This is a genomic window from Cupriavidus sp. YAF13 (assembly GCF_052113425.1).
Classification (GTDB): Bacteria; Pseudomonadota; Gammaproteobacteria; order Burkholderiales; family Burkholderiaceae; genus Cupriavidus.
In genome coordinates this window covers 36,529-49,550 of record NZ_JBFRDD010000027.1, presented here as the reverse complement: position 1 = coordinate 49,550, position 13,022 = coordinate 36,529, and the positions used below count along the sequence as shown (strand labels likewise).

The window sequence follows — 13,022 nt, the reverse complement described above, 5'->3', positions numbered from 1 at the left end:
GCGGTTCGAGTCTGCGGTTCAGGCCGGTGGAGCAGCCCGGCGCACGCGGCGCAGCCGCGGGTTGAGCGCGGCCTGCAGGCCGTCGCTGAGCAGGTTGAGCGAGAGGACGGTGAGCACCACGGCGAGGCCGGGGATGGCGGTCATGTACCAGCCGGTGCGCAACGCATCGCGGCCCAGGCCGATCATCGAACCCCAGCTCACCACGTTGGGATCGCCCAGTCCGAGAAAGGCCAAGCCCGCTTCGGAAAGGATCGAGTTGGCCACCAGCAGGCCGGTGGAGACGATGATCGGGGTCCAGGCATTGGGCAGGATCTCGCGAAAGATCAGGTGGGCGTTGCTGGCGCCCACCGCCACGGCGGCGCGCACGTATTCGCGTTCGCGCAGGGTCAGGAACTCCGCGCGGACCAGCCGGGCGACGCTGGTCCATGAGGTCACGCCGAGCGCGAACACGATGGTGCCGAGGCTGGGCTTGAGCACCGCAACCAGGATAATCGCCAGCAGGAAGGCGGGGATGGTCTGGAAGAACTCGGTGATGCGGCTGAGTACCGCATCCACGGCGCCGCGGTAGAAGCCCGCCGCCGCGCCGATCGTGACGCCGATCGCCAGCGCTACCGCGGCCGACGACACGCCAACCAGCAGTGACACCCGCGCGCCGTGAGCTAGCCCGGCCAGCAGGTCGCGGCCCATCAGGTCGGTGCCGAGCGGCATGGCCGGATCCGCGCCGGGCCAGACGAAGGGCGCGCCCACCATATCGAGCGGATCCGCCGGGAACACCACGCCAGCCAGCGCCGCCGCGGCGAAGACCACCAGCAGGATGGCACCGCCGAGCCAGATGGAAGGTTGCAGGTACCAGCGCTTCATGCGGCGCCTCCTTGTGGCGCTGAAGACACGGGTGCCTTGCCGGCCCGCACGCGCGGGTCAAGCACGGCCTGCGCCATGTCCACCAGCAGGTTGGCCAGTACCACCAGCACGCCGCTGAAAATCAGCACGGCCAGCAGCACCGGGATATCGCGGCTCCTGATTGCCTCGAAGGAGAGCTGGCCCAGCCCGGGCCAGGCGAACACCGTTTCCACCACGATCGACCCGCCCAGCAGGGCGCTGCTTTGCACGCCCAGCATGGTGATCACCGGCAGCAAGGCGTTGCGCAAGGCGTGGCCGAAGATCACCCGCGCCTCGCGCGCACCCTTGGCACGGGCGGTGCGGATAAAGTCCTCGGCCAGCGTCTCGATCATCGACGCACGCGCCAGCCTCGCGTACACCGCCACGTAGTAGATCGCCAGCGTCAGCACCGGCAGCACCAGGTGATGGGCGTAGTCGAGCAACAGCCGCGGGCCGTGGTAGCCCGCATTGACTTCGCGCAGCCCGCCGATCGGCAGCCATTCCAGCTGCACGCCAAACAGCACGATCAGCATCAGCGAGGTCCAGAACATCGGCGCTGAGTAGCCCACCGTGGCCAGCGCGGACAGCACCGTGTCGGTCAGGCCATGCGGGCGCCTTGCCGCCGCCACGCCCAGCAGCACGCCGACGACCGTGGACAGCAGTAGCGCGGCGCCGACGAGCGCTAGCGTGGGCCCCAGCCGGCTGAGCACGAGATCGAGCACCGGCTCGCCGAAGCGGAACGAGTAGCCCAGGTCGCCATGCGCGATGCGGCCAAGATAGCTTACCAACTGCTCCGGCAGGCTGCGGTCCAGCCCATAGAGCTGGCGCAACTGCGTCACGTACTCCGGCGGCACGCTGCCGCTTTCGCTGGCGATCACATCCACCAGGTCGCCGGGCAGCGCCTTGAGCAGCGCGAAGTTGAGCACGGCGGTAGCGACGATTACGCCAACGAGTTGCAGCAGGCGGCGAAGCAGGCGTCGGATCATGCGCACGGCCTCCTCACTTGGCGCTGAGCCAGACGCGGGCGAAATTGTTCTGGCTGTGGTCGAAAGTATCCGTGACGTTGCGCAGGCGCTTGTCCCAGACGCCGAACCAGCGGAACTCGAACAGGTTCAGCAGCGCCAGGTCCTTCTGCGCCAGCTTCTGGAAATCCTGGTAGAGCTGCACGCGCTTGGCCGGGTCACGCTCGACCTGTGCTGCTTCGATCAGCTTGTCGGCCTCGGGGCTGGCATAGCCGGAGGCGTTCTGCCAAGGCGTGCCCTTGGATTCCGCCTTGGACCAGTAATGCTGCTCCACGCCGATCTGCGGGTCCTGCCAGTTGATGCCCCAGGAACTGACCAGCTGGTAGTTGTAGTCGGTGAACACGTTCTTGGTCCAGGTAGGCAGGTCCTGGCCGCGCAGGTTCACATCGATGCCGACGGCGCGCAGAGACTGGCGCACGAACTCGCCGGTGCGGCGGTAATCGTCACCAAAGGGGATGAAGTCATGGTTGAGCTTGAAGCGGAACCCATCCGCCTTGCGCGGGAAGCCGGCCTGGTCGAGCAGGGCCTCGGCCTTCTTGCGGTCGAACGGGTATTGCTCAGTGTCCTTGGTATAGAAGGTCTTGAGCAGCGAGGACACCGGCCCAGTGGCAGGCACCGCGTAGCCGCCCCACACCGTCTTGGCCAGCGCATCGCGGTTGATTGCGTACAGGATGGCCTCGCGCACCTTGAGGTTGCCGATGATCGGGTCGCGCAGGTTGGGAATCAGCCAGAGCCAACCGGCAAAGCCGTTGTAGCCCTCGGTGCTGACCACCAGGTTAGGCGACTTGGCCAGGCGGTCGGCGTCGGCAAAGGTCACCGGGTTGCGCTCGCCGTATTGCACCGCGCCGGTTTCCAGCGCGGTGGCGCGGCCGGCCACATCCGGGATGATCTTGAAGGTGAGCTTGTCGAGGTAGGGCAACCCCGGCGCCCAGTATTTGTCGAAGCGCTCCAGCGCGATGTGCTGGCCGCGCACCCACTCCTTGAAGACAAACGGGCCGGTGCCGACCGGCTTGTTGTTGTACGGATTGTTCGGGATATCCGTGCCTTCGTACAGGTGCTTGGGCAGGATCGGCGCGGCCACCACGTCGAGCGCGTTCAGGATCACCGGGGTCGGCTTGCCGAGCGTAAGCACCACGGTATGGCTGTCCGGCGTATCGACCTTGCGCAGGTGCTGGAATACGCGGCGCGCGGTAGGCGCGTGCTTGCGCCAGATTTCCTCGGCGGAGAATTTCACGTCGGCGGCGGTGAAGGGCTTGCCGTCGTGCCACAGCACGTTCTTGCGCAGCTTGAGCCGCACGGTGAGGCCATCGGATGAGACGTCGACGCTCTCCGCGAGTTGCGGGCGCGGCTTGAGGTCGGGGCCGTAGTCCAGGAGGCCGTCGAAGATCTTGCTGACTACGGTGCGGCCCGGTGTGGAGGTGTTGATGAAAAATGCCAGCGTGGGTGGCTCGGGGTGGACCACGGCATCGAGAGAGCCGCCGCGCTGAGCGCCGTCTTCGGTATTCGGCAGCGGCTTGGTCAGTGCGCTGGCCTCGGGCAGCAGGCCGCCAAACAGACCGCCGGCAAGCAGGGCGCCGGTGGCGCCAAGTAGTTGACGGCGTTGCGCGCTATGCGGGGCAGCTTTGTCCAGGGCAAGGGGGTCCGGCTTGGCAAAGGGAAAATCGTGTTCGTTCATGGGGCGTTGAGGTTTCGGTGATGCGGTAACTGCGGAGAGAGACTGCGAGAGTTCAGCTGTGCGCGGGGGCAGGCAGTGGCGCTTGAGCGGCAGCGTCCGGAGGACAGCTCGGCCGGGCATGGCCGGGCACGGCCGCCAGCAGGGCGCGGGTGTAGGGATGTTGCGGGCGCGTCCAGATGGTCTCGGAATCACCTGATTCGACGATCCGGCCCGCCTGCATCACGCACACACGGTCGGCGATATAGCGCACGACCGACAGGTCGTGCGAGATGAACAGGTAGGTCAGGCCGTGCTCTGCTTTCAGGTCGACCAGCAGGTTCAGGATCTGCGCCTGGATGGAAACGTCCAGTGCGGATACGGGCTCGTCGCAGATCACCAGCTCAGGGCGCAGCACTAGCGCGCGTGCAATTGCGATGCGCTGGCGCTGCCCGCCCGAGAACTCGTGCGGGTAGCGGCTGCGCGCGCGCGTGCCCAGCCCGACGTCGTCGAGGATGGCGTCGATGCGGTGCGTGCGTTCGGCACGCTCGCGCACGCCATGGATGGCCAGGGCATGGCCAAGGATGTCTTCCACGCGGTGGCGCGGGTTGAGTGAACCGTAGGGGTCCTGGAAGATCAGCTGCACGCGGCGGCGCCAGGGCAGCAGCGCGGCGGGCGCCAGTGCTAGCAAGTCCTGTCCGGCAAACGAGACGCGGCCAGCGTCGGCAGGTGCCAGCCGCAGGATGGCGCGCGACAGGCTGGACTTGCCGCAGCCAGATTCCCCCACCAGTCCGAGTGTTTCGCCGGCGGCAATGTCGAGCGAGACGTCGTCGACCGCGCTCACCCGATGCTCGCCGCTGGTGTATGAGACGCGCAGGCCTTGAACAGAGAGCAGCGGAGCAGCATTGGCGGCCGGCGTGCGCAGCGCGGCTGCGGAAGGCGCTACCGTCGGCTTGACAAGCTGGAAACCATTTTGACCATCAGCGCGGAGCTCGGCCAGCCGGTCGGTGGTGTAGTGCAGGCCCTGCGCGACGTGGAGCGATGCGCTAAGCAGGCCACGCGTGTATGCGTGTCGGGGCGTGGCGAATACGCTCTGCGTGACGCCTTCTTCTAGCTTGCGCCCGCCGTACATCACCGCAACGCGGTCTGCATACTGGGCCACTACGCCCAGGTCGTGTGTGATTAGCAGCACGGCCATGCCGAGTTCATGGCGCAGACTATCGATCAACTCGAGGATCTGCGCCTGGATGGTCACGTCCAGCGCGGTGGTGGGCTCGTCCGCGATCAGCAGGCGCGGTTTGCAGGCCACCGCCATGGCAATCATCACGCGCTGGCGCTGCCCGCCGGAGAACTGGTGTGGATACGCATCGAAGCGGCGCGCGGGGTCGGGCAGTTGGACCAGGTTTAGAAGTTCGATGGCCTGCGCCCGTGCTGCGCGGCGCGACAGCGGCTCGTGTAGCGTCAAGGCCTCGGCGACCTGCTGGCCGATGCTTAGCACCGGGTTCAGCGAAGTCATCGGCTCCTGGAAGATCATCGACACAGCGCGTCCCCGCGTGGCGCTCATCTCCGCCTCGCGCAGCGCAAGCAGGTCCAGTCCATCGAAGCTGACTGTGCCGGACAGCCGCGCATGCGCAGGAAGCAGGCGCATCAGCGCCAAGGCCGTCGTCGATTTTCCGCAGCCGGATTCGCCGACTAGCGCCAGCATCTCTCCTGCAGCGACCTGCAGGTTCAGGTCTTGCAGCACATGATGGCCGGGAAAGTGCACGTTGAGGCCGTGGATGTTTAGCAATGGCTGCAGGGTTCCCGTGCGGGCCTGTGCGCCGGTGTGCATGACTGCGGAGGGCGATGGAGCAGCGTGGCTGCCCGGCCTGGAGGCTGGATGCGCTAAGTAGACCATTCGCGTATTGCAGCACGGTGCCCCGGTACCTTCCCACGAATTTTTGCGTAGATGCTTACTCGGTTCTGTGTTTGTGCTCGCCACAGAAGTACGCTATCGAGCGAATGCCTAGCGGCACAACTGATGCCAGTTGGCTCGGCGAGGAGTCCGAAGCTCTGTCGGAGGGGCAGTGCACGGCGCCCCAATATTGCGTGGCGTGCAATCTGCTCTGGCACGGTGCGCACCGGCTCGCATCTTGCATCGCTCGACGCGGTGGCCAACGGCACAGTGGACGTCGCCGCCATCGATTGCGTCACGCTGGCGTTCGCGCGCGATCACCTGCCCGAGCGTCTTGCCGCGCTGCGCCAGATTGGCCGCACCGAGGCCGCCCCCGGACTGCAGCTGGTGTCTTCGCGCCACACGGGGCCGGCGCTTTCTTCCGCCGAGTACGCCGGCTTCCACGCGCTGCAGCCGTCGCAGGACACGGGCTGCCTCGCGTCCTCGCGGGTGGGCGCCGGCATAGCAGACCGGCCCGGCACGGCCGGGGAGGGCAGCGGACGTCTATCCATCTGCGCATTGCTTCTTTGTTCTGGCGCGCGCGCGCTCCTAGAATATGCCGCTGGTACCACGCTGGCATGGCATGCCTGCCATCCTCAACCGCTGTCTCCATCACACCTCTGCCTATGCGTCCCATTGCCCGTCTGCTGAGCATGCTTGCCCGTGTTGCCTCGAGTTCCCTCATCTCCGTGCGCGTGGCATGCATGGCGCCGGCGCTGGCCATCGCCGTGTGCATTGGCTTGCCAGCCGCCGCGCACGCCCAGGAGTCGAAGGATGCGCTGCCGCGCGAGATCCGCCTGGACTACGCTTACTACTCTCCGCCCAGCCTGGTACTCAAGCGCTTCGGCTGGCTGGAAGAGTCGCTGAAGGCCGACAAGGTCAGCGTGCGCTGGGTGCTCAGCCAGGGCAGCAACCGCGCGCTCGAATTTCTCAACAGCAACAGTATCGACTTCGGTTCCACCGCAGGCCTGGCCGCGGTGCTGGGGCGCGCCAATGGCAACCCGATCAAGGGCGTCTACCTGTACAGCCGGCCGGAGTGGACCGCACTACTGGTGCCCAAGGATTCGCCGATCCGCACGGTGGCGGACCTCACGGGCAAGAAGGTTGCGGCCACCAAGGGTACCGATCCCTATCTGTTCCTGCTACGTAGCCTGCACGACGCCGGCCTGCGCAAGTCGGATGTAGAAATCGTCAGCCTGCAGCACGCTGATGGCCGGGCCGCGCTGGAGCAGGGCAGGGTGGATGCCTGGGCCGGACTGGATCCGTTGATGGCAGCCAGCGAGCTGGAGTCCGGCTCGCGGCTGCTGTACCGCAACGTGGCCTACAACACCTACGGGCTGCTCAACGTCAACGAGGCCTTCGCCGAAAAATACCCGCGAGCGGTAGAGCGCGTGCTGGCCGCCTACGAGAAGGCGCGTGCATGGATCGCCGCCAATCCCGCCGAGACCGCGAAGATCGTCTCCGAGGAAAGCAAGTTGCCGCTGGCGGTGATCAAGGTGCAGTTGCTGCGCAATGACTTCACGCAGCCCGTGCCGTCGCCGCAACTGGTGCAGGCTCTGACGTCGGCCGCGCCCATCCTGACACAGGAGTCGTTGGTCAAGCCCGGCACCGATGTGGGCAAGGTGGTGAAGGCGCTGATCGAGCCACGCTATGCACGCACGGTAGTGCGCTGACGATGGCGACGAACGCACCGGCCACGCGCGCAACGCTGGCTGCCACGCCCGCAGCCCAGGGCAACAGCAACAGCACTAAAGCCACCGCCGCACCCAATCCGCGTGGCGGCGGCCTGGGACGTCGCTGGCTGGGCCTGCTGGTGCCGGTGGCCGCGTTGTTGCTATGGCAGGGCGCGGTGCGGATCGGCTGGATCGCCGCCAACCTGTTGCCGCCGCCCACCGAGCTGGCGCTGACGCTGCGCGAGCTGTTGTTCGACCAGGCATTGCCTGCCCATGTGGGTATCAGTGCCGCACGGGTGCTGGCGGGTTTTGCGCTGGGCGCGCTCCTGGGTGTCGCCGCCGGCATGCTGGTGGCGCTCAGCCGTCTGCTGGAGGCGCTGTTCGACCCGACCTTGCAGGCGCTGCGCGCGATACCGTCGCTGGCGTGGGTGCCGCTGCTGCTGTTGTGGCTGGGCATCGACGAAGCACCGAAGATCACGCTGATCGCTATCGGCGCCTTCTTTCCCGTCTATCTGGGCACACAGGCAGGCATCCGCAACGTGGACCGCAAGCTGGTGGAGGTGGGCATCATGGCGGGACTGGGCAGGGCGGCTATGGCGCGGCGCATCCTGCTGCCGGCTATGCTGCCGCATTTGTTTACCGGACTGCGCACGGGCCTGAGCCTGGCGTGGATGTTCCTGGTGGCGGCCGAACTGATCGCCGCCACGCGCGGATTAGGCTATCTGCTCAGCGACGGCCGCGAAACCGGCCGGGCCGATATCGTCATCGTCGCCATCCTGATCCTGGCCGTGATCGGCAAGCTCAGCGACGGCTTGCTGCGCTGGCTGGAAGCGCGCAGCCTGGCTTGGCGCGACAGCGCGGTGTTGTGATGAGCGCTGACATGTCGGTCGTTGCCGGAGTCGGGGAGGAAGGGCCGCTTGTGTCCGTGCGCGTGGATGCGCTGTGCTTTGGCGAGCGGCGCGTGCTAGGTGCGATGCGGTTCGAGGTCGGGTGCGGTGAGGTGCTGGCGGTGCTGGGACCCAGCGGATGCGGAAAGAGCACGCTGCTGCGGCTCGTGGCGGGGCTGGAGCCTGGCTTTGCCGGCCGCGTGGCGGTGCATGGCGAGGCGCCCGCGGCTCACGCTGGCCGCAGCGGTTTCGTGTTTCAGGAGCCGCGGCTGCTACCGTGGCTGACCGTGGCAGAGAACGTCGGCTTTGCCGCCGGCCTAGATAAGGCCGCGGCGCTGCGCCACGGGCGCGTTGCCGCTTTGCTGGGCGAGGTCGGCCTTGCGCATGCCGCAGCCATGTATCCCAAGGCGCTGTCGGGCGGCATGGCGCAGCGCGTGGCCATCGCGCGCGGCTTGTTCACCGAGCCCCGCTTGTTGCTGTTAGACGAACCCTTCAGCGCGCTTGACCCTTTCACCCGCATGCGCTTGCAGGATTTGCTACTTCAGCTGACGGCGCGCCATGGCACTACCTTGCTGCTGGTGACGCACGACGTGGACGAAGCGCTCTACCTGAGTGATCGGGTACTGCTGATGGATGCGGATCCGGGGCGCATCGTGGCTGCCATCAAGGTGGATGTGCCACGAGTCGGGCCTGTGCCGGCTGTACCTGGCGGCCCCGCAAGCCTGCGGCAGCGCCAACATCCGCGCCTTGCCCGGCTGCGCGAGGATGTCCTGGCGCAAATGGACTGTCGACCCATCACGGATTGACACTCCACGCCGCGCTTGTCTGTTTCGGTGATTGCGGCCGAGCTTTCGCCTGCACGCCGGGTGCGCGCGGCTTGGACAAGCTGAGTGCTATCCGGGGCCCCGCCTGGAACCACGCATATCCATATCCGAAACCCTTTCTTGTGGTCGCGCGCAATCCAGCAAGATGCCCGCTCCCTTTCCACTTGCCTCGCCGTGCGGCCCGCATGAATTCCGTCTTCCGCTTCCCGTCTTTTCCCCGAATCGCCGCCGCCGGCGCCCTGATTTGCCTGGCGGCGGACACCGCCCATGCCGATGCCACGCTCGACAAGATCAAGCAGCGCGGCAGGATCAGTGTCGGCATCGACGGCGCAAGTCCGCCGTTTGGCTTCATGGACACTGCTAGCGGCAAGGTTGGCGGTTACCAGACCGACCTGGCGAGCGATATTGCGAGGCGCCTGGGGGTGAAACTAGAGACCGTATCCGTTACCGCCAACACGCGCGTGCAGTTTCTCAATACCGGCAAGGTGGACCTGTTGATCGCCAATATCCAGTGGACACAGGAGCGCAGCGAGATCCTCTCTTTCGCGCCGACGCCCTATGACCTCATCGGTGGCGCCGCCATGGTGGCCAGATCGAGCGGCATCCATCGCTGGGAAGATTTGCGCGGCAAGATCGCGTGCGTATCGCAAGGCAGCAATTTCGCCAGGCCGCTGCAGGAAAGCTACGGCGCCATCGTCAAGGGGCTGCGTGGTATTCCCGAATCGTTGCTGGCCCTGAAGGGCGGCTCCTGCGCTGCCTCCGTGCACATTCAGCCGGCGCTCTACCAGACGCTGCACGGCCAGGGTGCAGCCGAATGGAAGGACTACGAGCTTGCCACGCAGGACCAACTGATCCCGTCCCCCACTGTGGTCTGGATGCGGCGCGGCGAGGCTGATACGCAGGCGTTCGTCGACCAGGCCATTCGCGACTGGCACCGCTCGGGCCTGCTGCTGCGGACCGCGCGCAAGTATGGCGTGCCGGATGCCTATATCAAGGCCCGCAACCAGAAGGCGCAGCAGGGCGAGTTCGACCATGCGCCGTTCGAGCAGCCCGGGAAGTGATTTTGCAGAACTTTCCCGACCGGCTCTTCGGCGCCATCTACCAGGCGGAGACCATCCTGACCGCGTGGGGCATGCCCGGCGAGCCTGCGCGGATCACCGCGGCCCTCATGGTCGAGACCGACCTGCTCGGCGTGGAATCGCACGGCGTCTCGATGCTGGCGCAATACGAGACCATGCTGCGCAACGGCCGTCTAAAGCTGGACGCGCCGTCCCGTGTGCTGCGCGAGGGGTCGGCCACGGCGCTCCTCGACGGCGGCGCCGGGCTGGGGCATGCGGCTTCGACGCGGGCCATGCAACTCGCGGCGGACAAGGCGTGCGCCTTCGGCATCGCGCTCCCACCACTTCGGCGCCGCCGGCGTCTATGCGCGGATCGCCTCGCGCCAAGGGCTGATCGGTCTCGTGACCAGTTTGGCCCAGGGCATCCTGCTGGTTCCGACGCGCGCGGCCGAGCCGGTGCTGGGCACCAATCCCATCGCCTTCGCTGCGCCGGTGGCGGTTGGCTCCCGCAATACTGACTTCGTGCTCGATATGGCTACCACAACGGCTGCGGCCAACCGCGTCAAGGTGAAAGCCCTGCGCGGCCAGACCGTCCCCGCAGGCTGGGTGGTGGACGGGCAGGGCGCGCCCGTGACCGAGCCCCAGGCCGCCAGGACACAGGTCTTCGACAGCACCGATGGCGGCCTGACGCCGCTGGGTGGCAGCCCCGACGGCGGCAGCCACAAGGGCTACGGCCTGTCGCTGCTGGCGCAGGTGTTGGGCGGCACCCTCAACGGGGTGCCTTCGCGCCGCTGCACAAGCGTGATCACGGGCCGTCCGATCCGGCCAACGTTATCGCAATCGATCCATCCTTCTTCGGCCGCGATCGGTTTTGAGCCCGCCTACGGCAATGCGGTGTCGGCGTCGGCCCAGATCGAATGGGAGTTGCCGCAGATGCGGGCCATTCCGCAGCGGGCCGACATCCGCATCGATTGAGGTGAATGGCTACAAGGCAGTAGCCGTGCTGCCTTCGGCAGGAAGCTATTGCCAAGGCCGGCGGCCTGGAGTAGATGTGTCGTTTGCTGTCTTGTGTCAGCCATCCCAATTGCGGAGCACGCGCACTAACGCAACTAGTGGGCGCCATTCGCCGAAATAGTGGTACTCAACACCGAGCGCGCTCGACGCGCAGCTAAAGCGCTTCTCCACACGATGCCTCAAGCGCCGAGGCCTCAACCCTGGAACTAGAGTGCTTCGGAATCAAAGCCGCCGTCTCCAGGGCACCGCATCTACAGATCCAGCGTCAGGATCGGGGTTCTAGAGCGTGAACAGCATGGCAGGAACTGGTCGTTTGCTGTGCGTTCCTCATCGGTCAAGTATGCGTCGCGGTGATCGGGGTCTCCTTCCAGCACGCGAGTGAGACACGTGCCGCATATGCCTTGCTCGCACGAGGTCTGGATCTCGATGCCGCACGCACCAAGCGCCTCCACCACGGTTTGTTCAGCTCTAACGTTTATGACTCTTCCGGAGCTAGCCAGCCTGACCTGAAACGCGCTATTTCCTGCAATGGCTCCTTTCTGAGCGCTGAAGTATTCGCGATGGAGGTTGGATTCCGGCCAGCCGGCATTTCGCGCACGCGACAGCACGGCATCGACAAAGCCTGAGGGCCCGCAGACATAGGCATGCTTGTCCACATCGGGGTCCGCGAGAATCGCCTCCAGATCGATACGCTCCTCGGGCGGAGCCGTATCGAAGTAGACTCGGACGCGGTCCTTCATCCCAGGGCGCATCAACTGTTCACGGAAGGCAGTTCTTTCCGGCGCGCGCGTGCAATAGTGAAACTCGAACGATGCGTCGACATGAGCCAGTCGCTCTGCCATGCAGAGTATTGGCGTTACGCCGATACCGCCGGCTAGAAGAATCGAGTGCCTGGCTTCGTTGGCGAGCGGAAAGTGATTTCTGGGTTGGCTGATCTCAATTTCCGCCCCTTCGGCCTGTGCATGCATTGCGATCGATCCCCCGCGGGAATTCGGGTCGCGCAGCACGCCCAGGACGTAGCGGTGCGTATCGCGCGGATCGTTACTCAGGGAGTACTGCCGTACCAACCCATTGCCGACGTGGACGTCGATATGCGATCCCGCGGAGAACCCCGGTAAGGGTCTTCCGGTGGGATCCACAAGCTCGAAGGAGAAAATATCCGTAGCCGTTTCGACCTTCTTCAATATCTTCACTTTCATGATTGGCTGCCAATTCTCGTGACACGTTCTGCCTCGATCACGCGATCAAGGGTTCTCCGCGCCACGCGCCTGGGCGCGTGGCGCCTTGGGGGTTCTTGTTAGCTAGCGAGCAGCCCGTGCGGGTCGATGACAAACTTCTTCGGCACGCCGGAATCAAACTCCAGATAGCCTTGAGGCGCCTCGTCGAGCGTGATTACCTGCACGTTGACGATGTCAGCAATCTTGATCCGATCCCAGAGAATGGCCTGCATCAGGTTCCGGTTGTATTTCATGACCGGCGTTTGCCCTGTGAAGAAGCTGTGCGACTTGGCCCAACCAAGGCCAAATCGAACGGACAGGCTTCCGCGCTGCGCCGCTGCGTCAGTTGCGCCCGGATCTTCCGTCACGTACAGCCCGGGGATACCAATCTTGCCTGCGGCCCGCGTGACCTCCATCAGTGAATTGAGGACCGCTGCAGGCGCTTCTTGATGCGAGCCGCTGTGACCGTGACCCCGAGCTTCGAAGCCAACGCAGTCGATAGCGCAATCCACCTGAGGCTCCCCCAAGACGGCCGCAATCTGGTCGGCGAGCGAAGCGTCTTCGGAAAGGTCGACCGTGTGAAAGCCGACGTTGCGTGCGTGTGCCAGCCGAACCTTGTTGACGTCGCCGACGATCGTGACAGCCGCGCCGAGCAGGCGAGCCGATGCAGCCGCTGCCAAACCAACCGGACCAGCGCCGGCGACATAAACCGTCGAGCCGGGACGCACACCTGCGGTCACAGCACCGTGGTAGCCGGTTGGCAGGATGTCAGCGCGTACATGCATGCCTACAACTTGCATAACCGTGATTTCGCCGAGCTGGCCGTGCAGCAGCGGGCGAATGCCAGGCTCAACCGCAAGGCGC

Annotated in this window: 10 protein-coding genes and 2 pseudogenes; 6 read left to right on the top strand and 6 right to left on the bottom strand. The window is 65.7% G+C overall.

Annotation, left to right across the window (positions count from 1 at the left end; all coding sequences use genetic code 11):
* Window positions 1-18 precede the first annotated feature (18 nt).
* From AB4061_RS21450 to AB4061_RS21435, 4 genes are read right to left on the bottom strand one after another with little or no spacing between them, the layout of a single operon-like run.
* On the bottom strand, window positions 19-861 hold the full coding sequence (locus AB4061_RS21450) for an ABC transporter permease (RefSeq protein WP_441637291.1): 843 nt from the start codon (window positions 859-861) through the stop codon (window positions 19-21).
* The gene (locus AB4061_RS21445; RefSeq protein WP_441637289.1) at window positions 858-1,865 is read right to left on the bottom strand and encodes an ABC transporter permease; all 1,008 of its coding nucleotides are present in this window, start codon (window positions 1,863-1,865) and stop codon (window positions 858-860) included. Before AB4061_RS21445 ends, AB4061_RS21450 begins: the two co-directional genes overlap by 4 nt.
* A gap of 13 nt (window positions 1,866-1,878) precedes the next feature.
* Window positions 1,879-3,576: an ABC transporter substrate-binding protein gene (locus AB4061_RS21440; RefSeq protein WP_441637287.1), complete on the bottom strand. Its 1,698-nt coding sequence runs from the start codon at window positions 3,574-3,576 to the stop codon at window positions 1,879-1,881.
* A gap of 52 nt (window positions 3,577-3,628) precedes the next feature.
* A complete protein-coding gene (locus AB4061_RS21435) occupies window positions 3,629-5,383 on the bottom strand; it encodes an ABC transporter ATP-binding protein (protein ID WP_441637285.1) in 1,755 nt (584 codons plus the stop codon).
* Between the two features lie 282 nt (window positions 5,384-5,665).
* Between AB4061_RS21435 and AB4061_RS21430 the strand changes: the two genes are divergently transcribed.
* The 6 genes and pseudogenes from AB4061_RS21430 to AB4061_RS21405 all read left to right on the top strand — a co-directional run bounded on the left by AB4061_RS21430 (window position 5,666) and on the right by AB4061_RS21405 (window position 10,902).
* On the top strand, window positions 5,666-6,136 hold the full coding sequence (locus tag AB4061_RS21430; protein WP_441637283.1) for a hypothetical protein: 471 nt from the start codon (window positions 5,666-5,668) through the stop codon (window positions 6,134-6,136).
* A gap of 2 nt (window positions 6,137-6,138) precedes the next feature.
* Window positions 6,139-7,158, top strand: coding sequence for an aliphatic sulfonate ABC transporter substrate-binding protein (locus AB4061_RS21425; RefSeq protein ID WP_441637281.1), 1,020 nt, complete (start codon window positions 6,139-6,141; stop codon window positions 7,156-7,158).
* 2 nt (window positions 7,159-7,160) lie between these two features.
* A complete protein-coding gene (locus AB4061_RS21420) occupies window positions 7,161-8,027 on the top strand; it encodes an ABC transporter permease (protein WP_441637279.1) in 867 nt (288 codons plus the stop codon).
* An 11-nt stretch (window positions 8,028-8,038) separates the two neighbouring features.
* Window positions 8,039-8,851 carry an ABC transporter ATP-binding protein gene (locus tag AB4061_RS21415; RefSeq protein ID WP_441637277.1) on the top strand — a complete coding sequence of 271 codons (813 nt, stop codon included), beginning with the start codon at window positions 8,039-8,041 and terminating at the stop codon, window positions 8,849-8,851.
* Between the two features lie 203 nt (window positions 8,852-9,054).
* Window positions 9,055-9,930, top strand: coding sequence for a transporter substrate-binding domain-containing protein (locus AB4061_RS21410; RefSeq protein WP_441637275.1), 876 nt, complete (start codon window positions 9,055-9,057; stop codon window positions 9,928-9,930).
* A gap of 71 nt (window positions 9,931-10,001) precedes the next feature.
* Window positions 10,002-10,902 (top strand): annotated as a pseudogene (locus AB4061_RS21405) (Ldh family oxidoreductase).
* A 290-nt stretch (window positions 10,903-11,192) separates the two neighbouring features.
* On the opposite strand, the gene AB4061_RS21400 reads toward AB4061_RS21405, so the two are convergent.
* Both AB4061_RS21400 and AB4061_RS21395 read right to left on the bottom strand, forming a co-directional pair.
* Complete coding sequence (locus tag AB4061_RS21400; protein WP_441637273.1) at window positions 11,193-12,140, bottom strand: PDR/VanB family oxidoreductase; 948 nt, start codon at window positions 12,138-12,140, stop codon at window positions 11,193-11,195.
* A gap of 98 nt (window positions 12,141-12,238) precedes the next feature.
* A pseudogene (locus tag AB4061_RS21395) lies at window positions 12,239-12,931 on the bottom strand (zinc-binding dehydrogenase); the annotation flags it as partial.
* Window positions 12,932-13,022: the final 91 nt, after the last annotated feature.

What these genes read in the sequence shown, in the direction of transcription:
- AB4061_RS21435 (WP_441637285.1), bottom strand. Translation starts at nt 5,383, where the DNA reads ATGCACACCGGCGCACAGGCCCGCACGGGAACCCTGCAGCCATTGCTA.
- AB4061_RS21450 (WP_441637291.1), bottom strand. Translation starts at nt 861, where the DNA reads ATGAAGCGCTGGTACCTGCAACCTTCCATCTGGCTCGGCGGTGCCATC.
- AB4061_RS21440 (WP_441637287.1), bottom strand. Translation starts at nt 3,576, where the DNA reads ATGAACGAACACGATTTTCCCTTTGCCAAGCCGGACCCCCTTGCCCTG.
- AB4061_RS21445 (WP_441637289.1), bottom strand. Translation starts at nt 1,865, where the DNA reads ATGATCCGACGCCTGCTTCGCCGCCTGCTGCAACTCGTTGGCGTAATC.
- AB4061_RS21400 (WP_441637273.1), bottom strand. Translation starts at nt 12,140, where the DNA reads ATGAAAGTGAAGATATTGAAGAAGGTCGAAACGGCTACGGATATTTTC.
- AB4061_RS21415 (WP_441637277.1), top strand. Translation starts at nt 8,039, where the DNA reads ATGTCGGTCGTTGCCGGAGTCGGGGAGGAAGGGCCGCTTGTGTCCGTG.
- AB4061_RS21410 (WP_441637275.1), top strand. Translation starts at nt 9,055, where the DNA reads ATGAATTCCGTCTTCCGCTTCCCGTCTTTTCCCCGAATCGCCGCCGCC.
- AB4061_RS21425 (WP_441637281.1), top strand. Translation starts at nt 6,139, where the DNA reads ATGCTTGCCCGTGTTGCCTCGAGTTCCCTCATCTCCGTGCGCGTGGCA.
- AB4061_RS21420 (WP_441637279.1), top strand. Translation starts at nt 7,161, where the DNA reads ATGGCGACGAACGCACCGGCCACGCGCGCAACGCTGGCTGCCACGCCC.